We start from the raw sequence: 25,814 nt of genomic DNA on the forward strand, positions 1-25,814 counted from the left end.
TTTCAAAAGCAGCCGGCTCCGCTTCCGGGGGAATCTCCCCGGGGCGGAGCCGGTCGTTTATCCTATCGCGGTTATCCTCGAGACAAGCCGCGGCATTTATCGGTTCTTGCGCATGGTATAGCGGCTGATGCCCAGGCTCTCGTAGCTGCGGCGCAGCTCCTCGTCGTTGTCCGAGATGACCAGCAGCCGGTCGCCCGGCTCGAGCTGAGTATGCCCTTTAGGTACGAAATATTGCGTGCCCCGCTTCACCATCACCACCAGCGTATTGTCGGGCAGCGAGAGGTTCAGCAGCTTATTGCCGCCCGCCAACGTCTCCTCGGTCAGCTCTATCTCACTCATGGCCGACTTGATTTCATCGGGCAGCGCCACGTTGAAAATCTCCTTCTCCTCGCTCTTGCCAATCAGTCCCAGCCAACGGGCCATGGCACTCACGGTGGTGCCCTGCACCAGCAGCGAGACGATAGTCACGAAAAAGACCACGTTGAAAATCATGCGGGCATTGGGTATCTCGGCCGACATGAGCGGATAGGTGGCAAAGATGATGGGCACGGCTCCCCGCAATCCCACCCACGACACATAGACGCGGGCCCGGGTCGTGAACTTGCGGAAGGGCAGCAGACTCACAAAGACCGAGAGCGGACGCGAAACCACTATCATAAAGAGGGCGACCAGCAGACTCACACCGGCCACGGCGGGCAGCTCCGAGGGGTTGACCAGCAACCCCAGCGTGAGGAACATCACAATCTGGAACAGCCAGGTAAAACCGTCGAAAAAGGTGGTGAGACTACGCTTGTGCACCAACTTGCGGTTGCCCACCACCAACCCGGCGATATAGACAGCCAGATAACCGTTGCCCTGCAACAGGTTGGTAAAGGCAAAGACAAAGAAGACACAGGCCAGCAGCAACACGGGATAGAGCGACTCGTTGGGCACGTCGATGCGGTTGATCACCCACACGATGGCATACCCCAGCGCGAAACCCAATGCCGCCCCTACGACCAGTTGCAGCACCAGCAGCAGGATGGCATCGCCCCAGTCGACCGTACCGATTTCGATAATCTGGATAAGCAGCAGGGTGAGCATATAGGCCATGGGGTCGTTACTGCCGCTCTCCAACTCGAGCGTGGGACGCAACCGCTCTTTCAGCGAAATGCCCTTCGACCGCAGAATCGAAAAGACCGAAGCCGAGTCGGTCGACGACATCACGGCCGCCAGCAACATCGACTCGAGCAGCCCCAGCTGGAAATCGCCGGGCAGGAAATCGGAGAGCGAATAGATGAAAAGTCCCGTGATGACCGTCGTCATCAGCACCCCCAGCGTGGCCAGCGTCACACCCGGGGCCAGTACCGGCTTTATCTCGCGATACGAGGTATCCATACCGCCCGAAAACAGGATGATACACAGGGCCACCGTACCGATAAACTGGGCCGCCGGCGCACTGTCGAAGTGGATGCCGAACCCGTCGGAGCCGGCCAACATGCCCACCCCCAGAAACAGCAACAGGGCAGGCACTCCGAACCGGGCACCGGTTTTACCTACAAGCACACTCAGGAACAACAAAACGGCTCCTACCAACAAAACATTTTCGGGACTGATAACCATAAAACTCTCTTTTCGAAAAAACGGATCAAAGATAAATGATAGTGAAAGTCGAGAGCAAGAGCAAAGGGAATCGCAGTTTTTACTTTGACTATGCCGAGCCGCATCCTCTCTTCGTGGTACAAAGATAAATAAAAAGCGCGAGACCTACAACACCACACCCTCCGGCGGGGAGATAAAAGCGCCCCTTTTCTCCTTGAACAAAAGATTTTGAGAAGTGTTTAATAGACAATCGTTTTAACCACACGTCAAATATGAAAAAATCGGATATAGGTCTCGTGGGACTGGCCGTCATGGGCGAGAACCTGGCCATCAACCTCGAGTCGAAAGGCTACCGGGTGTCGCTCTACAACCGGCTGCACCCCCACACGCCGCAGGTCGTCGACCGCTTTCTGGCCAGCCAGGGCGAGGCGAAACGGTTTTACCCCACCTATTCGCTGGCCGAGCTGGTGGAGTCGCTCGAGAGGCCGCGCAAAATTCTGTTGATGATTCGGGCCGGCGAACCGGTCGACGAGACCCTCGCCGCCCTGCTCCCGCTGCTGTCGCGGGGCGACATCGTCATCGACGGCGGCAACTCCGACTATCGCGACACCCGACGTCGGCAACAGACGCTGCGCGAGAAGGGTATCTACCTGGTAGGATGCGGCATCTCGGGAGGCGAAGAGGGAGCCTTGCACGGCCCCTCGATCATGCCGGGCGGCGACGAAGCGGTGGCCGGCGAGGTGCTGCCGCTGTTGCAGGCTATCGCTGCCCGACTCGACGACGGTACCCCCTGCTGTGCCTGGACAGGCCCCGACGGCTCGGGACACTTTGTCAAGACGGTACACAACGGCATCGAATACGGCGACATGCAACTCATCGCCGAGACCTACTCGCTGCTGCGCATCAAACTGAAAAACGACCACGAGGCGATGGCCGACACCTTCGAGGCGTGGAACAGAGGGGTGCTGGAGAGCTACCTCATCGGCATTACCGCCCCCATCCTGCGCTATCGGGAGGAAGACGGCGGCTATCTGATAGACCGCATTGCCGACCGGGCCCGCCAGAAAGGCACCGGCAAATGGAGCGTCGAAGCGGCCCTCGACAGCGCCACCCCGCTCTCCGTCACCACCCAGTCGGTCTTTGCCCGCTTCCTCTCCGACCGGGCGCAAGAGCGCACCCGGGCACACAGGCTCTACCCCGACATCGACCCGGCTCCCCTCCTCGACCTCGATGTCGACGACCTGCACCATGCCCTCTACGCCGCCAAAATCATGGCCTATGCCCAGGGGTTCGACCTGCTCTACCAGACCTCCGTGCAGTACGACTGGCACCTCAACCTCTCGACCCTGGCCACCATCTGGCGCAAGGGGTGCATCATCCAATCGCGTTTTCTCCGCGAGATTGCCACCGTATACCGGCAGGCAGGCCACTACGAACCGCTGCTCTTCAACCCCTACTTCCGCGAGAAGATAAGCCTCTGCCTCCCCTCCTGGCGCCGAGTGGTGGGGGCGGCACTCTCGGCAGGAGTAGTCCTGCCGGCTCTGACGGCAGCACTTACGGCCTTCGACGGCTGGCGGTGTGCCAAGTCGCCCGCCAACCTCATACAGGCCCAGCGCGACTACTTCGGGGCCCATCTCTACGAACGGGTCGATGCCCCCGAGGGGGTACTTTTCCACACCGACTGGCTCCGCCGCGAGCCGACCCACACGCCCCAATCTACCCAACCCGATTAACGAAACAACCGCTATGAACAAAATACCCGACAGTCAGATTCTGGTGATTTTCGGCGCCTCGGGCGACCTGACTCACCGCAAACTCATCCCCGCCCTCTTCGAGCTTTTCGAGCGAAAACTCCTCCCCGCGAAATTCCTCATCGTGGGGGTGGCCCGCACCCGGCAGAATACCGAGGAGTTCCGCCAGTCGCTCCTCGACTCGATGATTCAAAACCGCACCACCTATGCCATCGACAACCCGCACCTGACCGATTTCCTGCGCAGCGTCTACTACATCGTGTGCGACACCACCCGGGGCGAAGCCTACGAAGCGCTGTTCCGGGAGATTGAGCAACTGCGCAACGCCGCCGGCATCGACGACAACCTGCTTTTCTATCTGGCCACACCGCCGGTGATGTATCCGACAATCGCCTCCTCCATCGAGGCCCGGCACCAAAACCGGTCGGTCGAGGGGTGGCGACGCATCATCATCGAGAAGCCCTACGGCAGCAACGAGGCCGAGGCCCGCGCGCTCGACCGGCTGCTCTGCGCCATCTTCCCCGAGCGCGAAATCTACCGCATCGACCACTTTCTGGGAAAGGAGACGGTGCAGAACATTCTGGTGCTGCGCTTTGCCAACAGCATTTGGGAACCGCTGTGGAACCGCAACTACATCGACCACATCGAAATCACGGCTACCGAGACGCTGGGGGTAGAGCAACGCGGTCTCTACTACGATTCGGCCGGGGCCCTGCGCGACATGGTGCAGAGCCATCTGCTGCAAATCATGGCCTTCATCGCCATGGAGCCGCCCGCCACCTTCGAGCCCGAGGCCATTCGCGACGAAATAGCCAAGGTGTTCCGTTCGCTGCGGCCGCTCTCGCCCGACGACATCGCCCGCCACACCCTGCGGGGGCAATATGCGACCGGCACCGTCGACGGTCAAAAGGTACCCGCCTACCGCGACGAACCCCGTGTCGACCCGCAATCGACCACCGAGACCTTCGCAGCCCTCAAGCTCTACATCGACAACTGGCGCTGGGCCGACGTGCCCATCTACATCTACACCGGCAAACGGCTGGCCGAGAAGCGGTCGGAGGTGGTCATCCACTTCCGCAACACACCCCGCACCTTCTTCCCGGGGCAGTGCTGCGGCAACTCGTGCAACCAGCTGGTCATCACCCTGCAACCCGACGAGAGCATCCGCCTGCGCTTCGGGCTGAAACAACCCGGCACCAACTTCGAGGTGAGCCAGGTGAGCATGGACTTCTTCTACTCGTCGCTTATCGAGACCCGCCTGCCCGGCGCCTACGAACGGCTGCTGCTCGACGCCATGCGGGGCGACTCGCTGCTCTACTCGCGCAGCGATGCCCTGGAGCTGAGCTGGCACTTCCTGGCTCCGCTGCTCGAGAGCTGGGAGCGCGACGGAGACGAAGGCCTCATCACCTACCCCGCCGGCTGCAAAATACCCCGCGAGGTGGTCGACCGCATCCTGCCCGATCCCTGTCTGCTCGAAGAAAATGCCTGTACCCTTTGTAATACCCGTCGCCCATGAACTCGACCCCCGTACAATTCTACCCCGATGCCGCCAAATCGCTCATCGCCCTCACCGAAGCTCTGCTCGTATCGGTAGCGGCCCGCACTCGCAAACCCTTCTACCTGGCCCTCTCGGGCGGCGAGACGGCACAGCAGCTCTTTGCGTTGTGGCGCAGCCGCTACAACGACCCCGTGCGCTGGAAAAACGTGCATTTCTTTTGGGTAGACGAGCGGTGTGTGTCGCCCGACAGCGAGGAGAGTAATTTCTATTGGGCCAATCACCTGTTTTTCACCCCCGTAGGAATACCACCCGAACACATCCACCGCATCCGGGGCGAGGAGCCTCCCGCCCGGGAGGCCGAACGATATGCCCGCCTCATTGCCGGGCTTCTGCCCGACCACGAGGGGGTACCACGGTTCGACTGCACCCTGCTGGGCATCGGCGAAGACGAGCATGTGGCCTCGATATTCGGCAACGACACCGACCTGCTACGCTCGGACGACCTCTATGCCGTATCGCAACAACCCGTCACCGGACAATACCGGGTGACGCAGACCGGCGAGGTGATACTCGCCTCCCGCGAAATACTCATTGCATTGGTTGGGGAACGGAAAAAAGAGCTGCTGCACCGGCTGGTTACCCGCCAGGAACCCACGGTGACACCCGCCACCTACATACTCTCGCACACGTCACGGGCCACTATCTTCACCGAGATCGAACTACACAGCCGGGAACTGTCACTTTAACAGGTCGGGGCGCAGACGACGCGTGCGCTCGAGCGACTGTTCGTGTTTCCACTCATCGATTTTGCGCTGATGCCCCGAGAGCAGCACATCGGGCACACGCCACCCCTTGTACTCGGCCGGGCGCGTATAGACCGGCGGGGCCAGCAGGTTGTCCTGAAACGAATCGGAGAGGGCCGACTGCTCGTCGCCGATGGCTCCGGGGATAAGCCGCACGATGGCATCGCACATGATGGCCGCCGCCAACTCGCCGCCGGTGAGCACATAGTCGCCTATCGAAATCTCTTTGGTGATGAAGTGCTCGCGTATGCGGTAGTCGATGCCCTTGTAGTGGCCGCACAGAATAATGAGGTTGCCCGCCATCGAGAGGCTGTTGGCCATGGGCTGGTCGAACTGTTCGCCATCGGGGGTGGTGAAAATCACCTCGTCGTACTCCCGCTCGCTCTTCAACTGGGTGATGGCCCGGTCTACCGGCTCGATCTGCATCACCATACCGGCCTCGCCCCCAAAGGGATAATCGTCGACCTTGCGGTGCTTGTCGAGCGAATAGTCCCGCAGGTTGTGGACCACAATCTCGACCAGTTTCTTATCTTGCGCCCGCTTCAGAATGGAGTAGTTCAACGGGCTCTGCAACAATTCGGGCAGTACGGTGATAATATCGATGCGCATCATAACACTCACAATTTGTCTGCAAAGGTAGCCTTTTCCCCCGGTTTCGCAAACTCGGGAAGGGCAATCTCGCACCCGATGCAATCAAGCCATATTTCTTACAACAACTTTTTGAGATCCTCTACATCGGGCAGAGCCTTTCTCAACCGTTCGGGCATATCCGATGCCGTTTTATAGGTAGCAACTCCCATAGGCTTATCGTAATCCCGAATCGCATATTCGGCATACGCTTTATCGGCACTTTTGCATAGCACGATACCTATCGAAGGATTTTCATTCGGCTTACGCACAAAATCGTCCAATACCCGCAAATACATGTTTAACTGACCGAGATACGCCGTTTTGAATGGCCCTGTCTTCAGTTCAACAGCCACCAAAGCCGAAAGTTCCCGATTAAAAAAGAGCAAATCTATCACATGCGTATGGCCCAACGCTTCGACCTGAAACTGATTTCCCACAAAAGCAAAGTCCCGACCAAAGGTCATAATGAAATTCTTGATATTCTGAACAATCTTATTCTCTACAACTCTTTCATCTATATCCTCAATGTCTCGAGCGCCGAGCTCTTCCACATTGATAAAATCAAGCAGATACTCATCTTTGAACGTCATTACGGCCCTGCGAGCCAATTCGGCCGTCGGTAACTTTTCCATAAAGTTGTTGGCCAACGCACCTTGCTTGTGATAAACATCCTCACGTATTAACCGTTTTAATGAATCGACACTCAGGTATTCTCGAGCACTTAGCTTTATGTAGAAATAACGCTCTTCAATGGACTTAACTTGCGACAAGATGGCTATATGATGAGTAAAACCGATTTTGAAAAATTCCTCTACCGGAAAATCTTTGAAGTTCGGCAGTTGTAATTGCCGAATTTCTGCGGAACTGTCATCCTCTGTACAACCTTCCTCTGGTAAATCGGCAGTTACAACTGCCGATTTAGAATCCAATGATTGCCACTCTTCATAAAACGTGCGCATATTCTTCAAATTACGTTCCGAAAAGCCCCGGAGCCCAGGCAGCTCCATCTGCAATCTATTACTGATAAATGCAATAGCCCCTGTCCCCCAATATTCCTTACGAGAATTTTGAGAAATATAACGGCCAATACCATAATACAAAACCAACTGCTCCCTATTCACGAGCTTGGCAGCCCGATATTGGCTCTGCAATATGGCAATTTTAATCGCTCGAACGGCTTCACCATATTTGGCCTCAGACAATTTATTCATTTCCATACCTGCTTGCACGCCCTCAAAAAATTCGATTTACACTCTTTTCATTCCCCCAACGGAGGTTTACAAATATATCATTTATATACGATTCGACCACTATCTGTTCTTATTTATTCTTCCCTATTTCGAGCTATTCGCTTGAACATGATTTATATCTCGAAAAAAAGCGCTACCTTTGCGCCCTGAAAAACAGGTAAAAGATGATTACGGTAAACAACTTAGGTATTCAATTTGGTAAAAGAGTTCTTTTCCAAGACGTTAATTTGAAGTTCACCCCGGGCAACTGCTACGGCATTATCGGAGCCAACGGCGCCGGGAAATCGACCCTTATGCGCATCTTGAGCAACCAGCTCGAGCCCACGCACGGCACCGTCACCCTGGGGCCGGGCGAACGACTTTCGGTCTTGAGTCAGGACCACTTTGCTTTCGACGAGTTTACCGTCATCAATACCGTACTGATGGGCCACACCGTGCTGTGGGACATCATGCAGGAGAAGGATGCCCTCTATGCCAAACCCGACTTCAGCGATGCCGACGGCATCCGCGCCGCCGAGCTTGAAGAGAAGTTTGCCGAGCTCGAGGGGTGGAACGCCGAGAGCGACGCCGCTACCCTGCTGAGCGGCCTGGGCATCAAGGAAGACAAGCACTACATGCTGATGAAGGACTTGAGCGGTAAGGAGAAGGTGCGCGTGCTGCTGGCCAAGGCCCTCTTCGGCCACCCCGACAACCTGCTGCTCGACGAGCCTACCAACGACCTCGACCTCGAGACGGTGATGTGGCTCGAAAACTACCTCGCCAACTTCGAGAACACCGTGCTGGTGGTGTCGCACGACCGTCACTTCCTCGACTCGGTCTGCACCCACACGGTCGACATCGACTTCGGCAAGGTGCAACTCTTTGCCGGTAACTACAGTTTCTGGTACGAGTCGAGCCAGTTGGCCCTGCGTCAGCAACAGCAACAGAACAAGAAGGCCGAGGAGAAGCGCAAGGAGCTGCTCGAGTTTATCCAGCGGTTCAGCGCCAACGTGGCCAAATCGAAACAGACCACCAGTCGCAAGAAGATGCTCGAGAAACTTACCATCGAGGAGATTCAACCCTCGTCGCGCCGCTACCCGGGCATCATCTTCACCCCCTCGCGCGAGCCGGGCAACAAGATTCTCGAGGTGAAAGGGCTCGAAAAGTCAATCGAGGGCACGCTGCTCTTCAAGGATGTGAACTTCTCGATCGAGAAGGACGACAAGGTGGCCTTCATCTCGCACGACCCGCGTGCCATGACTGCCCTCTTCGAGATTATCAACGGCGAGATGAAACCCGACGCCGGCACCTACGAGTGGGGACAGACCATCACCACAGCCTACCTGCCGCTCGACAACAGCTCGTTTTTCAACACCGACATGAATCTGATCGACTGGCTGGCCCAGTTCTCCGAAGACACCAGCGAGCTCTACCTCAAAGGCTTCCTGGGCCGCATGCTCTTCTCGGGCGAAGAGCTGCTCAAGAAGGCTTCGGTCCTCTCGGGTGGCGAGAAGATGCGCTGCATGATTGCCCGCATGATGCTCAAGAACGCCAACACCATGATACTCGACTCGCCCACCAACCACCTCGACCTCGAGTCGATACAGGCCTTCAACAACACGTTGCAGAGCTTCAAGGGCAACGTGCTGCTCTCGTCGCACGACCACGAGTTCATCCAGACGGTCTGCAACCGCATCATCGAGCTCACCCCCGGCGGCATCATCGACAAGATGATGGACTACGACGACTACATCACCGACGAAAAGGTGCAGGCCGCCCGCGAACGATTGTACAACTTATAAACAAGATATTCGGTTATGGTAAAACACATTGTCACTTTCAAACTCACCGGCACACCCGAGGAACGCAAAGAGGTGGCCACCCGATTCAAAAACGCCCTGCTCGAATTGCCCGCCGTTATCGACGTGCTCCGCAGCATCGAAGTGGGTATCAACGAAAATCCCGCCGAGAGCTGGGATGTAGTGCTCACCGCTACCGTCGACTGCATGGCCGACGTGGAGACCTATGCCAAACACCCGGCTCACGTAGCTGCCGCCGGCTTGCTGGCCGGTCACAAGGCCGACCGCGCCTGCGTCGACTACACCTGCTAAACCCGGCTGGAAACGACATAAAAAAAACGAGAGCGGAAAATCGGGGAAACCCGGTCTTTCGCTCTCGTCGTATTTCATACGACCCTCCCTGGCGGGGAGCCTCAAACTTTTCTAAAAGTCAGGCAACCGCAGTTGCCAGTTTTTGTTGCAACAGGGCTGTTAACTCCTGGCACATGGCGCCATTTCCCATGGCACGATACTTCGCTATCTGATACCGAAGCATCTCTACTGTCATTTGTTCTTTCATCATAATTCAGCCTTTTGTGTTCTCCACCCGTTGTGGGGAACGATTTATTCTTTACTCTTTTTACAAGGACAAAGATAATACCATTTCCGAGAAAAACATGTTGTACAACATAAAAAAATATGTTGCTTTTTTATGTATTTTATATTTCACGCTCAATTAACCCTCGACCTATACAACTATTAACAAAATAAATTTCAATAGTTTATCCCCGAATCGGCAAAGATTTTATCAGCCCGCCATTTTTTTATACTTTTGTACTGACAGAAAAGCTGCCAACCAACCGAAAGGAGAAACCATGCCCGTAAAGATTCCCGCATCGCTGCCGGCTGTCGAGATACTCAAAGCCGAAAACATTTTCGTCATGGACGACCTGCGTGCCTCCACGCAGGACATTCGCCCGCTCAGGCTACTCATTCTCAACCTGATGCCGTTGAAGATCGTCACCGAGACCGACCTGCTGCGGCTCATCTCGAACACCCCGCTGCAAATCGAGCTCGACCTGATGAACGTCTCGGGCCACATCTCGCACAACACCCCCGTCGAGCATATCGACACCTTTTACAAGGATTTCAGCGAGATACGCACCCACAACTACGACGGCATGATCATCACCGGCGCACCGGTCGAACGGCTCGACTTCGAGAAGGTTGACTACTGGGACCAGCTGACCGAGATTTTCGACTGGGCCCGTACCCACGTCACCTCCACACTCTACATCTGCTGGGCGGCGCTGGCGGGGCTCTACCACTTCTACGGCATACCCAAGCATGCACTGCCCCACAAGTTGTTCGGGGTATTCACCCACCACAAACACGACGAGAAGAATCCCATCTTCCGCGGCTTCGACGACCGCTTCGAGGTGCCCCACAGCCGCTACTCCGAGGTGCGCCGCAGCGACATCGAGAAGAACCCCGAGCTCACCATCCTCTCCGAGTCGGAAGAGGCGGGGGTCTACATGGTCATGGCACGCGGCGGTCGCGAGTTCTTCATCACGGGCCACTCCGAATACTCGGCCCTCACGCTCGACATCGAGTATCGGCGCGACCGGGCCAAGGGGCTCGACATCGCCCTGCCCCGCAACTACTACCCCGGCGACAACCCCGACAACCCGCCCGTGGTCACCTGGCGGGGACACGCCAACCTGCTCTTTACCAACTGGCTCAACTACTTTGTATATCAACAAACTCCTTATAATCTGAACGATATTCGATGACAAACGCTCGCCGCATAGAACTGTTGGCTCCCGCCAAAAATGCAGAGATAGGGAAAGAGGCCATCCTCCACGGGGCCGATGCCGTCTACATAGGTGCACCCCGGTTCGGAGCCCGTGCCGCGGCCGGCAACAGCCTCGACGACCTGGCCGGGCTCGTCGACTTTGCCCACCGCTTCGATGCCCGCATCTACATCACTTTCAATACCTTGCTCTACGACCACGAACTGGCCGAGGCCGAACGGCTCATCCGCCAACTCTACCGCATCGGGGTCGATGCCCTCATCGTGCAGGACATGGGCATCACCCGGCTCGACATCCCGCCCATTGCCCTGCATGCCAGCACGCAGACCGACAACCGCACCCCCGAGAAGGTGCAGTTTCTCGAACGGTGCGGATTCTCGCAGGTGGTTTTGGCCCGGGAGCTCTCGCTCGACGAAATACGAACCATCAGCTCTACCGTGCGGGTTCCGCTCGAGGTATTTGTGCACGGGGCCCTCTGTGTAAGTTACAGCGGGCAGTGCTACCTGAGCCAGGCCCTGTGCGGCCGCAGTGCCAATCGGGGCGAGTGTGCCCAGTATTGCCGGTTGCCCTACACGCTCGTCGACGGCCGCGGCCGCATCGTAGCCCGCGACAAGCACCTGCTCTCGCTGCGCGACCTCAACCAGAGCGACCGCCTCGAAGAGTTGCTCGACGCCGGCGTCACCTCGCTCAAAATCGAGGGGAGGCTCAAGGAGATGGCCTACGTGAAAAACTGCACCGCCTACTACCGGCAGGCGCTCGACCGCATTTTCGAGCGGCGGCCCGAGTACCGTCGCTCCTCGTCCGGCAGTTCGATTATCGATTTTACCCCCCGGCTCGAAAAGAGTTTCAACCGGGGCTTTACCCACTACTTTCTCGACGGACGCACCGCCGCCCCCATTGCCTCGCCCGACACCCCCAAGTCGCTGGGCGAACGTGTAGGCCAGGTAAAACAGACCGACCGCAACTCGTTTGTCGTGGCCGGGACCGCCTCGTTGCACAACGGCGACGGGCTCTGCTTCGTCAACAGCCGGGGCGAGTTCGAAGGGGTACGGGTCAACCGGGCCGAAGGGAACCGCATCTACCCCGCCTCGCGCATCGACATCGCCCCCCGCACGGTGCTCTATCGCAACCTCGATTTCGAATTTGAAAAGCAGCTTACCCGCCCCACGGCCGACCGCCGCATCGGGGTAACCATGCGACTCTATACCGTGCCCGACGGTTTTGCCCTCACCCTCACCGACGAGAACGGCCTCTCGGTGACCGTGCGCGAAGAGGCACAGCACCAGCCGGCCCGCACCCCGCAGCAGGAGACGCAACAGAAACAACTGGGCAAACTGGGCACCTCCGTCTACACTGCCACACGCATCGACATCGCCCTCGACGAGAGCCTCTTCATCCCCGCCTCTACCCTGTCGAAACTGCGGCAACGGGGCGTCGAATGGCTCGACCGCGCCCGCCGCATCGCCTGCCGACCCGAACGCCGTCGGCCCGAGGAGCTCACGGCCCGATTCCCGCAAAACGCCATCAACTACCTGGGCAACGTGTCGAACCACCTGGCCGAGCAGTTCTACCGCGACCACGGCGTCACGAGCATAGCACCCGCTTTCGAGACGAAACCCGTCGAAGGGGTACCCCTCATGTTCACGCGCCACTGCATCCGCTACATGCTGGGGTATTGCAAAAAAACTCCGGCCGGCAAGGAGCTGCCCGAACCGCTCACCCTGCTCTACAAGGGCGAACGACTGGCCCTGCACTTCGACTGCCAGGCGTGCCAGATGACCATACAGCGAGAGGCGAAATAGGCCCCCATTCATACAGTCAACAGCCACATATTAAACTACATAGAGCACGACGGCTTGTCTCCGAAATGAGACAGGCCGTCGTGCTTTCCTCCTTTTTCAGATTTTTTACCACATGCCCACTTTCATCTTTAGCCCAGACTTAATATTATAAAAACACAATCTATCGGGATAAAGTCTTTTTTATCAGCCAGAAATTCATATCCTTGTAAAAATCTTCTTACCACCATCAAGAACACACTTCTATGAAAAAACAGTTTTTGACTTTTTTGTCGTTGATTTTGGCATTTGCCGCATCGGCTCAAAACCTGCGCGAAACGGTGGCCATCGTACGCCCCAAACTCAGTGAAACCACACAAACCTTCCTGGCCGACTTCAGCAAATCGCTTCGCGGCGACGGGTTCCATGCGGCAGCCGACGTACTCCAGAACTACGGGAAGGGCTCGTTCGGTACCGGTTTTGCCTACCGCAACAAACACAACAACCGGTTGTACATCATCACTAACCGCCACGTGGTGGAACAGGCCGACCGGGTCGACATCGAGTTTTCACTGCCCGACAACAGCACCAAGCGATTCGACGCGTGCCCGGTAGTAGGCGTACACGACGACTTCGACCTGGCCTTTATCGCCCTACCCGAAGGAGCCAACGTGCCTGCCCTCGAGACTACCGACCAGAGCATAACCGACGGCACAACCGTATTCACGGCCGGCTTCCCGGCCTTGGAAGACCGCCCCTCGTGGCAGTTCGGACAAGGCATCGTGTCGAATGCCAATGCCCTCATCAAGTCGTTGACCAACAGCAAAGAGCTCCCCTTGATACAACACACGGCGCAGGTCGATGCCGGCAGTTCGGGCGGGCCGCTGCTCATCCGTGACGAACAGGCTGCCACCGGTTACGCCGTGATTGGTATCAACACCTGGAAAGCCGCTGGCCGCGAAAACACCAACTTCGCCATACCGGCACGCGCCATCGACGACCTGCTGCAAAACTACCCGAGCAATACCCAGCTCCTGCTCACCCGCGACGAAGTGTCGAAGCGAGCCACCGAGATGCTCCAGGCCGCCCAGTCGTCCTACCAGGCCATGATGCCCTTCGTTTCGTACCAATACGTGTCGAATATCTCGGCCGACACCTTCTACGACCTGGTCATCGCCGCCTCCGATCCGGCAACCGACGCCATGGAATCGTGCTTCGAGCAAGGGAGTCCGCTCGAGGGTATCCGCATCGGATTGGCCGACATCATCTGCCGCCAGTTCTCGGGCAAGAATTATACCTTCTCTACGGTAGCCAGCCTCGATACACTCGCCCGGAAGGCCGAGGTGGTCTACACCGCAGGCAACAAAAGCATCTCCACCCAATGGATGATGGAGCAGGGGCGCTGGCGGCTGGTCGATGCCGAGAATGTGAAGGCCAGCAACATCGAGCCCAACGGCATCTCCAAGAGCTACGGCTTCGGCACGTCGGTCTATCTGGGCCTCATCTCCCCGCTTAACAACGCATTCGACCTGTCGTACAGCCTGGCCTTCAAGCGCACCATACTCACCTTTGTGACCTACGAAATTACGGGCTCGCTCCTGAAAATCAACACCGAAAAGACAGAGTGGGAAGGAACATATGTAAAGCTCAATTCTGATACCCAGAATGTATTCGACATCGATTTCAACCTGGGCGGACAACTGCCCGTCAAGTGCGGCCCCATCTACCTCGTGCCCTATGCCAAAGTGCTGGGTGGTCTCTACCTCGGTTCCGAGCTGACCGGCATCGACTACGGATTCGGAGCCGGTGTAGAGGTAGCCTACAAGTTCGGGTATCAAAACTATGTATTCATCAATCTGGGCTACCTGGGCAAGAAGATGAAACCGTTTGACGATCAGGAATACCGCATGAAATCGAAGACTCTTTCGGGTCTGGCCTGCTCGATAGGTATCAGCTTTTAACCCCGAAAAAACTCACCACCTCATAAAGCAGCCCGGCAGACCATGCGTCCGTCGGGCTGTGTTTTTTATCGCTGTCTCCCCCCGCTTCGGGGTGAGAATCCTGTTTTCTGTCTAATCGGGCTCTTGTTCCAGAAACTCCACCAATTGCCGGTATAGCGGATTGCGGGCCAGCAACGCGCTGTTGCCCAACACGAAGAGTTGGCACCGGGCCCGGGTGAGGGCCACATTCAGCTTGCGGTCGATGAGCTGGCCCGCCTCCTCGGTGTAGCTGGGCAGCCACTCGAGCTGCCGCTCGTCGTTCACCGAAAACGAGTAGACGATGCAATCGCTCTGCGACCCCTGGAACCGCTCGACCGTATCGATGCGTATCGCGTCGAATGCCGCCACCTGCAACCGGTCGAGCTCCTGACGGATGCGGGCTATCTGATGCCGGTACGGGGTAATGATACCGACCGACTGACGACCGAACTCGAGTCCGTTGCGGCCATAGAGCCGATAGAGGGCATGCACGATTTGGGCCACCTTGCGGGCCTCCTCGTCGTTGTATTTCTTGCCGGCATACACCGTAGCGGTGGGCAGGAAAGCCAATCGCCGCGTGGCCACGAGCTGCTCCCACTCATCGTCGCCCCTGCGGGTAAACGGCAGCGGCGAGACCTGATGGTCGGCCGTACCGTTGTGCAGCAGGCCGTGATAGAAATAGCGGTTGGCAAAGGAGGCAATGTCGGGGTGCATGCGCCACTGGCAATCGAGCATGTCGGCAAAGGGCGACCCCTCGGGCAACGAGCGGTAGAGGCGTTCGAAGAGCGACACCCGGCAATCGGTGAAGCCGGCGGCCCGCAAACGGCTGTCGGTGACGGCCGACTCCTCGGGCGGCTCCACCACAATGGCGGGCAACTGCTTGTGGTCGCCGATGAGAATAAACTTGCCTATGGCATCGCGCCCCGTAGGCGTAGCGGCCGAGAGCACCCCCACAAGCTGGGGCTCGAGTATCTGCGAAGCCTCGTCGACGATGGCCACATCGAACCGCTTGAGGCTGAAGAGTTCGGTCTTGCTCGAGAGCGACGACAGCGTGGCCACGAAGATGCGGCACTCACCGATGGTACGGCTCACCTCCTCGCGGTTCCGGCACAACTTCATACGCTCCGACAAGAGGTGCGACCGATAGGCCACATCGCACGAGAGGGTTTGCCCCACCCGTATGTAGTCGTCCACCTCGGCAATCGAGTCGAGTTTGTCGCAAATCTCGTCGACCGCCCGGTTGGTATAGGCCATCAGCAATATCTGGCAGTCGGGGATGGCCATGAACTCCCGCACCATGTGGCGCAGGGCCATCGAGGTCTTGCCCGTGCCCGGCGGCCCCACCAGCAGAAAGTAGTCGTCGGCCTGCACCGCCCGGGTGAGGATGCGCGCCAGGTGCGGATTGTCGTAATCGTAGGTCAGCCGGCGCAACTCGTTGCGCTGCGGCTTTTCGCCGGCATCGCCCGTGAGCAGCCCGCGCCGGTGCGGCGAGGCCCCCAGCAGCGTGTAGAGGCCCTTGTACTGGGTGGTAAACGAGGAGTCGACATAGTCGTGCTCGATGGCATAGAGCGACTCGGCCGGCAGGGCCCCGGCAAAGAGCTGACTGTCGCGCAGCCGCAGCACGATGCGTTCGGGCGAAAGCGTGGCCACGGTCGCCTTGAATATCTGGCAGGTCGACACCTGGTCGGCCTCACCATCACATCGGTAGAAGAGCACAATATCGCCCTCCCTGAAATCGGGTAGCAACCGCTCGCCCGAGAGGGCAAACTCCACCTCGGGAGTCTCGGCCGCCGCATCGTTGCGCACCAGCCTCAACCCGGTGAACATATACCCCTCCTGCTCCTTCTCGCTGCGCGACATGCGCCACAGCGAAGCAGCCCCCGAGATGCCCGAACCCGAGGCATACCCCACCTTCGACAGGTAGTGCTCGCGCGCCACAAAGGCATAGAACCGGTAGAAATAGCTCAGGGCCAACAGATTGTCGGGACGGCGCTCGAGGCGGGCACGCCCCTGCTGAATCTCGGGACGGATATAGCGGTCGGTAAACCGGCTGGGCCAGGGAATCAGATTCTCCACACTCAACTGGCTGGTGAGCCACTCGGCCTGCGAGGCCCCGTAACGGGCCACATCGCGCTCGGCCGCCACAATCTTGTTACGCAGATTGACGAGGGCGCGCAGTTCGTCGGGCGTAGCCACCACCGGCCGCAACAACCCGTCGGGGTAACGGCTGCGGGCATAGAGCAGGTAGAACCGCTGCTCGTCGAGGCGCACCCCCAGCACACTCTGCATCATCAACTGGTAGAGCACCGACTGGGCCCGGTGCGGCGGGGCTATCTTCGTACAGTTCTCCTCGGGGAAGGGCGGACGCCCTGCCTTCAACTCGATGCCGCACAGCCCGCCCTCGCGCTGCAGAAAGTCGAGACGCCCCTGCAACCCCAGCGCCTCGCACACAAATGCAGGCTCGACCATGGCCCGCCGGCGGTCTATCGACTGGGCCGGCAACACATGCTCCATGAGTAGCTGCAACGTGTCGAACTGCTGGCGAAGGGTCTGGAAAAACGAGCGGTCTATCGACTGGGTAGCGGCAAATTCGGTAGGATAGCGGGCGAACAACTTGGGCATCAGCAACTCGAAGGTAACCGCCCGGCAATCGTCGGCCGTCACCAGCTCGTCGAACATCAGGTTCACCGAGTTACCCAGCAGTATCGAGTCGGTCACCGCCTTGGGCCGGATACGGTTCCAGAAGTAGCGTTGCCACCCCGCCCCATACTCCTGCACACACTCGGCCAGAGCACTCACATCGACCAGGTAGTCGGGCTCCAAAACCAGATAGTGCGGCAGCAGCGCATCGTCGACCACCGCCACATCGACCAGATTCAACCGCGAGCCCGGCTCGACCAGACGCAACGTCTCGTCAAACTCGCCGTTCACCCCGGCCCGGTGCACAAGCACCCGCATCTCGGCCGGCAGGTCCGGCTCGTCGAGGCGCACCCGCAACCCCTCCTCGCCTACCGCTATCACTTCGGCCCCGATGCGGCGCAACGGGTCAAACTCATATACTCCACTCTTCGGGTGATTCATCGTTCCTCCTCGCTTTTCTCCCTACAAAAATACCCAATCGCCGCCAGCAGCCCAAATAAACGGGAAGGGATTTGTACAGAAAATTTCGAACGACAGCTTCACCAGAGAGTCCAAGCAGCTACAACGTCACGACTCAATACAATGGCTCAACCGGGGCATTGTATTTTTTCATCTTCCGAGCCCTATTTTAATGCCATTTTATTATCTTTGAGATTATTCATTTTAACAGAAATAGCCATGAAAACATTATCTGATTTTACAAATTTATTCCCTCTCTCAAAAACGCTACGGTTCAAACTGATACCCATAGGTAACACCTTGAAGAACATCGAAGCCAGCGGGATACTCGACGAAGACCGGCACCGGGCCGAAAGCTACGTAAAAGTAAAAGCCATCATCGACGAATACCACAAAGCATTTATCGACCGCGTTCTCTCCGACACCTGCTTGCAAACCGAAAGCATAGGGAAACACAACTCGCTCGAAGAGTTTTTTTTCTACTATCAAATCGGGGCAAAAAGCGAGCAACAGAAGAAAACTTTCAAAAAAATACAGGACGCTCTGCGCAAACAGATTGCCGACAGTCTCACCAAAGACAAACATTTTTCCCGCATCGATAAAAAAGAGTTGATACAGGAAGACCTTATCCAATTCGTCCGGGACGGGGAAGACGCTGCCGAGAAAACGAGTCTGATTTCTGAATTTCAAAACTTTACCGTCTACTTTACCGGGTTCCACGAGAACCGCCAAAACATGTATTCGCCGGACGAGAAATCTACGGCTATCGCCTATCGGTTAATCAACGAGAACCTTCCCAAATTCGTCGACAACATGAAAGTGTTCGACCGGATTGCAGCCAGCGAATTGGCCTCTTGTTTCGACGAACTGTACCAAAATTTCGAAGAATACCTGCAAGTAGAGCGGCTCCACGATATCTTCTCCCTCGACTATTTCAATCTGTTACTCACCCAAAAACATATCGACGTATATAACGCTTTAATCGGAGGAAAAGCCACCGAAACCGGCGAAAAAATCAAAGGCCTCAACGAGTATATCAACCTGTACAATCAGCGACACAAACAAGAAAAGCTGCCCAAATTCAAGATGCTTTTCAAGCAGATATTGACCGATCGCGAGGCCATATCGTGGCTCCCCCGGCAATTCGACGACAACAGCCAACTGCTCTCGGCTATCGAGCAATGCTACAATCACCTCTCGACCTATACCCTGAAAGATGGGTCTCTGAAATATCTGCTCGAAAACCTGCATACCTACGACACCGAAAAAATCTTTATTCGCAACGACTCGCTTCTGACCGAAATATCGCAACGGCACTATGGCAGCTGGAGCATACTGCCCGAAGCCATCAAGCGCCACCTCGAAAGAGCCAATCCTCAAAAGCGGCGCGAAACATACGAAGCATACCAAAGCCGCATCGAAAAAGCCTTCAAAGCTTATCCCGGCTTCTCGATTGCCTTTCTGAACGGTTGTCTGACCGAAACCGGCAAAGAATCGCCCTCGATCGAAAGTTATTTCGAGAGCCTGGGGGCTGTCGAGACCGAAACCTCGCAGCAAGAAAACTGGTTTGCCCGCATAGCCAATGCCTATACCGATTTCCGGGAGATGCAGAATCGCCTCCATGCAACAGATGTCCCCCTGGCCCAAGATGCCGAAGCCGTGGCACGCATCAAGAAACTACTCGATGCGCTCAAAGGGCTGCAACTGTTTATCAAACCTCTGCTCGACACGGGCGAAGAGGCCGAAAAAGACGAACGCTTCTATGGCGATTTCACCGAATTTTGGAACGAACTCGACACCATTACTCCCTTGTACAACATGGTGCGTAACTACCTTACCCGCAAACCCTACTCCGAAGAAAAAATCAAACTCAACTTTCAGAATCCCACACTGCTCAACGGCTGGGATCTGAACAAGGAGGTCGACAACACCTCGGTTATCCTGCGGCGTAACGGCCGGTACTACCTGGCCATCATGCACCGGAATCACCGTCGGGTCTTCTCCCAATACCCGGGGACAGAACGAGGCGACTGCTATGAAAAGATGGAGTATAAACTACTGCCCGGAGCCAACAAAATGCTGCCCAAAGTTTTCTTCTCCAAATCGCGAATCGACGAATTCAATCCCAGCGAAGAACTATTGGCCCGTTACCAACAAGGCACTCACAAGAAAGGCGAGAATTTCAACCTGCACGACTGCCATGCCCTCATCGATTTCTTCAAAGACTCGATCGAGAAGCACGAGGAGTGGCGCAATTTCCATTTCAAATTCTCCGACACCTCCTCTTATACCGACATGAGCGGCTTCTACCGCGAAATCGAAACACAAGGTTACAAACTCTCATTCGTACCCGTAGCGTGCGAATACATCGACGAACTGGTACGCGACGGTAAAATATTTCTGTTCCAGATATACAACAAAGATTTCTCGACATACAGCAAAGGGAAGCCCAACATGCACACGTTGTACTGGGAAATGCTCTTCGACGAACGTAACCTGATGAATGTTGTCTACAAACTCAACGGGCAAGCCGAAATATTCTTCCGCAAAGCCAGCCTCTCGGCCCGGCATCCCGAGCACCCGGCCGGATTACCCATCAAGAAAAAACAAGCCCCCACAGAAGAGAGTTGTTTCCCCTACGACCTAATCAAAAACAAACGGTATACGGTCGACCAATTTCAGTTTCATGTTCCCATCACAATCAATTTCAAAGCAACCGGCACCTCCAACATCAACCCCTCGGTAACCGACTATATACGCACAGCCGACGACCTGCACATCATCGGGATAGACCGCGGGGAACGGCATCTGCTCTACCTCGTGGTAATCGACAGCCAAGGGCGCATTTGCGAACAATTCTCCCTGAACGAGATTGTCACTCAATATCAGGGACATCAATATAGAACCGACTATCATGCCCTGCTGCAAAAGAAAGAAGATGAACGACAAAAGGCCCGACAAAGCTGGCAAAGCATCGAAAACATCAAGGAGCTCAAAGAAGGGTATTTGAGCCAGGTCGTTCACAAGGTCTCGGAACTGATGATAAAATACAAGGGCATCGTGGTTCTCGAAGACTTGAATGCCGGCTTCAAACGCAGCCGACAGAAGGTAGAAAAACAAGTCTACCAAAAATTTGAAAAGATGTTGATTGACAAGCTCAACTATCTGGTATTCAAAACAGCCGAAGCCGACCAACCGGGCGGACTGCTTCATGCCTACCAACTGACCAACAAATTCGAAAGTTTCAAAAAAATGGGAAAACAAAGCGGCTTCCTCTTCTATATCCCGGCCTGGAACACCAGCAAGATAGACCCGACAACCGGTTTTGTCAATCTGTTTGATACCCGCTATGAAAACGTAGACAAGAGCCGGGCCTTCTTCGGCAAATTCGACTCGATTCGTTACCGCGCCGACAAAGGGACTTTTGAGTGGACATTCGACTACAACAATTTCCATAAAAAGGCCGAGGGAACTCGCTCATCGTGGTGCCTGAGCTCTCACGGGAACCGTGTGCGAACATTCCGGAACCCCGCCAAAAACAACCAATGGGACAACGAAGAGATTGACCTCACCCAAGCTTTCCGAGACCTTTTCGAAGCGTGGGGCATCGAGATAACCTCCAACTTGAAAGAAGCTATCTGCAACCAGTCGGAGAAAAAGTTCTTCTCCGAACTGTTCGAACTCTTCAAGCTGATGATTCAGTTGCGAAATAGCGTGACAGGCACCAACATCGACTACATGGTGTCGCCCGTAGAAAACCATTACGGGACATTTTTCGACAGCCGCACCTGCGACAGCTCCCTGCCGGCCAATGCCGATGCCAACGGGGCATACAACATCGCCCGCAAAGGGCTCATGCTTGCCCGACGCATACAAGCGACTCCCGAAAACGACCCCATATCCCTAACCCTCTCCAACAAAGAATGGCTGCGGTTTGCACAAGGCTTGGACGAAACGACGACCTATGAATGAGCCTATTGCCATCTCGCAGTTGAATGACTTTATTTTCTGTCCGTACTCCATATATCTACACAATGTATATATGGAGTCGGACGAAAGTCTGTATCATGCCTCCCCACAAGTAAAAGGGAAAATTGCTCACGAAACCATAGACGCCCCAAAAGCCTCGGCACAAAACCGCGACATGGTAGCAATAACCGTATGGAGTGAGACTCTGCAAATCTATGGAAAGATAGATATTTACAGAGCCTCGACCCAAACCTTAATCGAGCGGAAATACATTCTGAAACAGATATTTCGAGGACAATTATATCAATTATGGGCGCAGTATTTCTGTATGAAAGAGATGGGCTATGATGTGAAAAGACTGGCTTTTTACGAAAGCTCTACTCACAAAACCTACCCTATAAGCCTTCCCAATGAACAAGAACGAAAAGAATTGGAATATTTTATAGCCTCATTTCGAAGGTTCAATCCCTCACAACCGATTACCGTAAATCCCAACAAATGCCGACATTGCATCTATTGCAGTCTCTGCGACAAAACCAACTTAGGCCATGTATACGAGTAAAGACATAGAAACCCGTACCATCTTTGTAATAAATTGTATCGAACACAATCGCAATATGCGTGTATCCAATGGCGAGCTTTTATTGGAAGAGAAACAAGATGACGTATACCGCACACTCACCAAAATTCCATTCCAAAAACTGTTAGCCCTGTTCATAATAGGTCATATCACAATAACCACCCCCCTGATAGAGAAATGTAAAAAATTCAATGTCGCATTGGTGGTACTCAAACCCAATTTGAGACCGGTTTTTTACTGGGCCAATTCGGCCGAAGCAAACTATCTTTTACGTCAAAAGCAATATGAATACGCCAACAACGATTTATCGATAGCCAAAACCATCATAAAAAACAAAATCCACAACCAACAAATCGCCTTAAAAAAGACCCGAAAAAAAGATACATCGACCACCTCGGCAATAGACTCGTGCCGATTGGCATTAAACACCATCGACGACATTACCGAATACAACCAACTATTGGGCCTTGAAGGTTTTATTTCCAAAAACTATTTCAGCGCATACTATCAAGACCTCGGCTGGAAAAGCCGTATGCCGCGAACCAAACAAGACATCATCAATGTAACACTGGACATCGGCTATACCATTTTATTCAATTACATGGAGTGTTTTGTGCGAATGTTTGGATTCGATTTATACATAGGCGTATACCATAGGGCTTGGTTTAAACGAAAATCACTTATATGCGACTTAATAGAGCCATTCCGATGTATCATCGACCACGCTGTCCTATTAGCGTTTAATCACAAACAATTTGTAAAATCCGATTTTATTTATCGAAAATCGGAGTACCATCTAAAATTGGACTGCTGCGCAAAATACTATAATGTTTTTTATAAAGCGCTTATAGGATACAAAAAAGAGATTTTCTCTTATATACAGGCCTATTACCGCTGCTTTATGCAAAAAAAATCTCAAAAAGAATATCCAATATTTGATTTTGAAAAATGATAATAATAAGTTACGATTTGGCCGACGATTTACTCCGAAGCCGATTTCAAAGAATGCTAACCAAAAACGGTGCCATACGTTTACAGTATTCTGTATACGAGGTTGTTAACACCCGACGAGTTCTCGACAACATAAAAATAAAAATAAATGCCTATGCCAAACATTTCTCTCCGGCAGACAGTGTAATCCTTTTCGAAGTCGACAATAAAAACCTGATAAAATATGGACACGCCATTCACCGCGATACCGATATCGTCTTTTTTTAATCGCTTTATGACGCCATTGACAAGTGTTCGTTTCACCATTTTCGCTATCGAACCCCATAAACGCCTGTTTATCTGCATTATAAGCCCCTAAAAACAAACACATAGAGAAAGAGGGGGGATAAAATAACCCCAAAAAATTTTATGATAATACTTTGATTATTAAAAAATAAACCCGATATTTGTATGGAATAGAGTCTATACAGACACTTTAATTTCTACTATTGTAGATAATAGCTGCGGTACTAAAACTGGTAGAATGTCTATACAGACACTTTAATTTCTACTATTGTAGATATGATTTTTGTTCCTTTTTTGAGGTGTAGTCTATACAGACACTTTAATTTCTACTATTGTAGATATGGCTCAACCCTCCGAGTAAACTAATTGACGTCTATACAGACACTTTAATTTCTACTATTGTAGATGAGAGATGAGTTGCTCGTTAAATTGAATTTTGTCTATACAGACACTTTAATTTCTACTATTGTAGATTTACCTCTACTTTTTTGCCGGGTCTAAGTCTATACAGACACTTTAATTTCTACTATTGTAGATTAAATACCGATTCAATGATTGCCCCAGTGCGTCTATACAGACACTTTAATTTCTACTATTGTAGATCCATTAAATTCGCCATTAGATACACAGCGTCTATACAGACACTTTAATTTCTACTATTGTAGATAGCGATTCGCTGTCATATTGCGCCATTGTCTATACAGACACTTTAATTTCTACTATTGTAGATTGGGCTTCGCTAGCTGGAACGCGCCAGGTCTATACAGACACTTTAATTTCTACTATTGTAGATTGATTAAAACTAAACTCAACAACGTCCAGTCTATACAGACACTTTAATTTCTACTATTGTAGATGATCTTCATGTAGATAGCCGTAGTATTGGTCTATACAGACACTTTAATTTTTGCTGTTGTACTTACGGGAGGGCAGGCGATTTATACGGCACAACCGTTTGCAGCATTCTACACGTAATGCAGGGTTTTTAACGGGCCAAAGAATCTGACCTTGCATTTCTTTTTTACCCCGCATCTGGGGGCTTATGGCTTAACGACAATATTGCCCGATTTTCTCCGGGGAAGAATCTCCCGACAGGGGCATACAGACATAGGGTCAAATAGCGGTATGGCCCCGATATACCGCACCTTCTCCCTTTTATTTCACGGGTACCGTTCTTTGAGGTTTTAAGGAATGTAGTGCAGACTTTGCAATACGGCGCGTATCTTCTCGTAGGTGGTAATGCGCGTAGGCACGAGCGGCAGGCGCAGTTTGTTCTCGATGTAGCCCATGGCGTTGAGCAGACACTTCACACCGGCGGGGTTGCCGTCGACGAAGAGCAGGCTGAAGAGCTCGGTGAAGCGGTGGTGTATGGGCAGGGCGTTCTTGAAATCGCCGTTGAGTGCCAGACGCACCATCTTGCTGAACTCCTTGGGAAAGGCGTTGCCGATAACCGAGATGACCCCGACAGCCCCCAGCGTGAGCAGCGGGAAGGTGATGCCGTCGTCGCCCGAGATGACCATGAAGTCGGCGGGCTTGTTCTTGATGATGTCGTCCATCTGGGTGATGTTGCCCGACGCCTCCTTGATGGCCACGATGTTGGGATACTCCTTGGCCAGCCGCAGCGTGGTCTCGGCACTCATGTTCACACCCGTACGACCCGGCACGTTGTACAGGATGACCGGCAGCCGCGAGGCTTGCGCAATGGTGCTGTAGTGTTGATAGATGCCCTCTTGCGAAGGTTTGTTATAGTAAGGTACAACCGACAGGATGGCGTCGTAGCCCGTGAAGTCGTCGTGCTTCAAATGCTCCACAATGCCGCGCGTGTTGTTGCCGCCCAACCCCAGAACCAAGGGGATGCGGCCCTTTACCCGCTCTACGACAAAACTCTTGATGGCTGCCTTCTCCTCCTCGGTGAGTGTGGGAGTCTCGGCAGTAGTTCCTAAAACAACCAGATAGTCGGTGCCGTTTTGTATCAGATGTTCAATCAGTCGGGAAAGGGCCTCGAAGTCGATACTCTCGTCTTCTTTGAACGGCGTGATAAGTGCCACACCCATTCCGCTTAAATTGATTCTTGCCATATTTCTACCCT

The 25,814-nt window shown here is 54.3% G+C and carries 18 protein-coding genes and 1 CRISPR repeat array; of the genes, 12 read left to right on the forward strand and 6 right to left on the reverse strand.

Annotated elements, in window-relative coordinates; all coding sequences use genetic code 11:
• Positions 1–96: 96 nt before the first annotated feature.
• Positions 97–1,602, reverse strand: a complete 1,506-nt coding sequence (locus NW211_RS00740) for a potassium/proton antiporter (RefSeq protein WP_087408195.1) — start codon at positions 1,600–1,602, stop codon at positions 97–99.
• Between the two features lie 251 nt (positions 1,603–1,853).
• On the opposite strand from NW211_RS00740, the gene gnd reads away from it, so the two are divergent.
• From gnd to pgl, 3 genes are read left to right on the forward strand one after another with little or no spacing between them, the layout of a single operon-like run.
• Positions 1,854–3,314, forward strand: a complete 1,461-nt coding sequence (gene gnd, locus NW211_RS00745) for a decarboxylating NADP(+)-dependent phosphogluconate dehydrogenase (RefSeq protein WP_258326569.1) — start codon at positions 1,854–1,856, stop codon at positions 3,312–3,314.
• 13 nt (positions 3,315–3,327) lie between these two features.
• Positions 3,328–4,848 (forward strand): glucose-6-phosphate dehydrogenase, encoded by a 1,521-nt coding sequence (gene zwf / locus NW211_RS00750; protein ID WP_087408197.1) that lies wholly within the window; start codon positions 3,328–3,330, stop codon positions 4,846–4,848.
• Positions 4,845–5,576: a 6-phosphogluconolactonase gene (gene pgl / locus NW211_RS00755; RefSeq protein WP_258326573.1), complete on the forward strand. Its 732-nt coding sequence runs from the start codon at positions 4,845–4,847 to the stop codon at positions 5,574–5,576. The genes zwf and pgl overlap by 4 nt, the downstream gene beginning before the upstream one ends.
• Here the strand turns inward: pgl and trmD are convergent.
• Together trmD and NW211_RS00765 are read right to left on the reverse strand one after the other, a co-directional pair.
• Positions 5,568–6,242: a tRNA (guanosine(37)-N1)-methyltransferase TrmD gene (trmD, locus tag NW211_RS00760; protein ID WP_258326674.1), complete on the reverse strand. Its 675-nt coding sequence runs from the start codon at positions 6,240–6,242 to the stop codon at positions 5,568–5,570. The two genes, pgl and trmD, sit on opposite strands and share 9 nt — an antisense overlap.
• 98 nt (positions 6,243–6,340) lie before the next feature.
• Positions 6,341–7,480 carry a YhcG family protein gene (locus NW211_RS00765; protein WP_087408288.1) on the reverse strand — a complete coding sequence of 380 codons (1,140 nt, stop codon included), beginning with the start codon at positions 7,478–7,480 and terminating at the stop codon, positions 6,341–6,343.
• 197 nt (positions 7,481–7,677) lie between these two features.
• Here NW211_RS00765 and NW211_RS00770 point away from each other — a divergent pair, with 197 nt between their 5' ends.
• Positions 7,678–9,294 (forward strand): ABC-F family ATP-binding cassette domain-containing protein, encoded by a 1,617-nt coding sequence (locus tag NW211_RS00770; RefSeq protein WP_087408200.1) that lies wholly within the window; start codon positions 7,678–7,680, stop codon positions 9,292–9,294.
• 15 nt (positions 9,295–9,309) lie between these two features.
• Positions 9,310–9,603 (forward strand): Dabb family protein, encoded by a 294-nt coding sequence (locus NW211_RS00775; protein ID WP_025278172.1) that lies wholly within the window; start codon positions 9,310–9,312, stop codon positions 9,601–9,603.
• Positions 9,604–9,721: 118 nt separating this feature from the next.
• Here the strand turns inward: NW211_RS00775 and NW211_RS00780 are convergent, their stop codons facing one another.
• Entirely contained in the window at positions 9,722–9,853 is a 132-nt protein-coding gene (locus tag NW211_RS00780) for a hypothetical protein (protein ID WP_255376493.1), read from the reverse strand.
• 292 nt (positions 9,854–10,145) lie between these two features.
• On the opposite strand from NW211_RS00780, the gene metA reads away from it, so the two are divergent.
• The 3 genes from metA (at position 10,146) to NW211_RS00795 (ending at position 14,823) form a co-directional block, all read left to right on the forward strand.
• A complete protein-coding gene (gene metA / locus NW211_RS00785) occupies positions 10,146–11,063 on the forward strand; it encodes a homoserine O-succinyltransferase (protein ID WP_258326578.1) in 918 nt (305 codons plus the stop codon).
• Positions 11,060–12,886 (forward strand): U32 family peptidase, encoded by a 1,827-nt coding sequence (locus NW211_RS00790; RefSeq protein ID WP_258326579.1) that lies wholly within the window; start codon positions 11,060–11,062, stop codon positions 12,884–12,886. Before metA ends, NW211_RS00790 begins: the two co-directional genes overlap by 4 nt.
• Before the next feature lie 242 nt (positions 12,887–13,128).
• Positions 13,129–14,823, forward strand: a complete 1,695-nt coding sequence (locus NW211_RS00795) for a S1C family serine protease (RefSeq protein ID WP_258326580.1) — start codon at positions 13,129–13,131, stop codon at positions 14,821–14,823.
• Positions 14,824–14,934: 111 nt separating this feature from the next.
• Here NW211_RS00795 and NW211_RS00800 read toward each other — a convergent pair whose 3' ends face one another.
• Positions 14,935–17,922 (reverse strand): DEAD/DEAH box helicase, encoded by a 2,988-nt coding sequence (locus NW211_RS00800; protein WP_258326582.1) that lies wholly within the window; start codon positions 17,920–17,922, stop codon positions 14,935–14,937.
• A gap of 237 nt (positions 17,923–18,159) precedes the next feature.
• Between NW211_RS00800 and cas12a the strand changes: the two genes are divergently transcribed.
• Genes cas12a through NW211_RS00815 form a run of 4 tightly spaced genes read left to right on the forward strand, consistent with a single transcriptional unit; the run spans position 18,160 to position 23,707 of the window.
• Positions 18,160–21,912 carry a type V CRISPR-associated protein Cas12a/Cpf1 gene (gene cas12a, locus NW211_RS00805; protein WP_258326583.1) on the forward strand — a complete coding sequence of 1,251 codons (3,753 nt, stop codon included), beginning with the start codon at positions 18,160–18,162 and terminating at the stop codon, positions 21,910–21,912.
• Entirely contained in the window at positions 21,905–22,471 is a 567-nt protein-coding gene (cas4, locus tag NW211_RS14155) for a type V CRISPR-associated protein Cas4 (protein ID WP_087408206.1), read from the forward strand. Before cas12a ends, cas4 begins: the two co-directional genes overlap by 8 nt.
• Positions 22,458–23,441: a type V CRISPR-associated endonuclease Cas1 gene (gene cas1 / locus NW211_RS00810; RefSeq protein WP_087408207.1), complete on the forward strand. Its 984-nt coding sequence runs from the start codon at positions 22,458–22,460 to the stop codon at positions 23,439–23,441. The genes cas4 and cas1 overlap by 14 nt, the downstream gene beginning before the upstream one ends.
• A 53-nt stretch (positions 23,442–23,494) precedes the next feature.
• Positions 23,495–23,707 (forward strand): CRISPR-associated endonuclease Cas2, encoded by a 213-nt coding sequence (locus tag NW211_RS00815; RefSeq protein WP_241147810.1) that lies wholly within the window; start codon positions 23,495–23,497, stop codon positions 23,705–23,707.
• A gap of 193 nt (positions 23,708–23,900) precedes the next feature.
• A CRISPR array of direct repeats spans positions 23,901–24,646; the repeat unit is 36 nt; unit sequence GTCTATACAGACACTTTAATTTCTACTATTGTAGAT.
• Between the two features lie 263 nt (positions 24,647–24,909).
• Here NW211_RS00815 and dapA read toward each other — a convergent pair.
• Positions 24,910–25,803, reverse strand: a complete 894-nt coding sequence (gene dapA, locus NW211_RS00820; RefSeq protein WP_258326586.1) for a 4-hydroxy-tetrahydrodipicolinate synthase — start codon at positions 25,801–25,803, stop codon at positions 24,910–24,912.
• Positions 25,804–25,814 lie beyond the last annotated feature (11 nt).

Origin of the sequence: Barnesiella sp. ET7 (assembly GCF_024733785.1) — a bacterium.
Classification (GTDB): domain Bacteria; phylum Bacteroidota; class Bacteroidia; order Bacteroidales; family Barnesiellaceae; genus Barnesiella; species Barnesiella merdigallinarum.

Excerpts from the sequence above, each read along its gene's own strand:
- NW211_RS00740 (WP_087408195.1), bottom strand. The coding sequence starts at position 1,602 with ATGGTTATCAGTCCCGAAAATGTTTTGTTGGTAGGAGCCGTTTTGTTG.
- gnd (WP_258326569.1), top strand. The coding sequence starts at position 1,854 with ATGAAAAAATCGGATATAGGTCTCGTGGGACTGGCCGTCATGGGCGAG.
- zwf (WP_087408197.1), top strand. The coding sequence starts at position 3,328 with ATGAACAAAATACCCGACAGTCAGATTCTGGTGATTTTCGGCGCCTCG.
- pgl (WP_258326573.1), top strand. The coding sequence starts at position 4,845 with ATGAACTCGACCCCCGTACAATTCTACCCCGATGCCGCCAAATCGCTC.
- trmD (WP_258326674.1), bottom strand. The coding sequence starts at position 6,242 with ATGCGCATCGATATTATCACCGTACTGCCCGAATTGTTGCAGAGCCCG.
- NW211_RS00765 (WP_087408288.1), bottom strand. The coding sequence starts at position 7,480 with ATGGAAATGAATAAATTGTCTGAGGCCAAATATGGTGAAGCCGTTCGA.
- NW211_RS00770 (WP_087408200.1), top strand. The coding sequence starts at position 7,678 with ATGATTACGGTAAACAACTTAGGTATTCAATTTGGTAAAAGAGTTCTT.
- NW211_RS00775 (WP_025278172.1), top strand. The coding sequence starts at position 9,310 with ATGGTAAAACACATTGTCACTTTCAAACTCACCGGCACACCCGAGGAA.
- NW211_RS00780 (WP_255376493.1), bottom strand. The coding sequence starts at position 9,853 with ATGATGAAAGAACAAATGACAGTAGAGATGCTTCGGTATCAGATAGCG.
- metA (WP_258326578.1), top strand. The coding sequence starts at position 10,146 with ATGCCCGTAAAGATTCCCGCATCGCTGCCGGCTGTCGAGATACTCAAA.
- NW211_RS00790 (WP_258326579.1), top strand. The coding sequence starts at position 11,060 with ATGACAAACGCTCGCCGCATAGAACTGTTGGCTCCCGCCAAAAATGCA.
- NW211_RS00795 (WP_258326580.1), top strand. The coding sequence starts at position 13,129 with ATGAAAAAACAGTTTTTGACTTTTTTGTCGTTGATTTTGGCATTTGCC.
- NW211_RS00800 (WP_258326582.1), bottom strand. The coding sequence starts at position 17,922 with ATGAATCACCCGAAGAGTGGAGTATATGAGTTTGACCCGTTGCGCCGC.
- cas12a (WP_258326583.1), top strand. The coding sequence starts at position 18,160 with ATGAAAACATTATCTGATTTTACAAATTTATTCCCTCTCTCAAAAACG.
- cas4 (WP_087408206.1), top strand. The coding sequence starts at position 21,905 with ATGAATGAGCCTATTGCCATCTCGCAGTTGAATGACTTTATTTTCTGT.
- cas1 (WP_087408207.1), top strand. The coding sequence starts at position 22,458 with ATGTATACGAGTAAAGACATAGAAACCCGTACCATCTTTGTAATAAAT.
- NW211_RS00815 (WP_241147810.1), top strand. The coding sequence starts at position 23,495 with ATGCTAACCAAAAACGGTGCCATACGTTTACAGTATTCTGTATACGAG.
- dapA (WP_258326586.1), bottom strand. The coding sequence starts at position 25,803 with ATGGCAAGAATCAATTTAAGCGGAATGGGTGTGGCACTTATCACGCCG.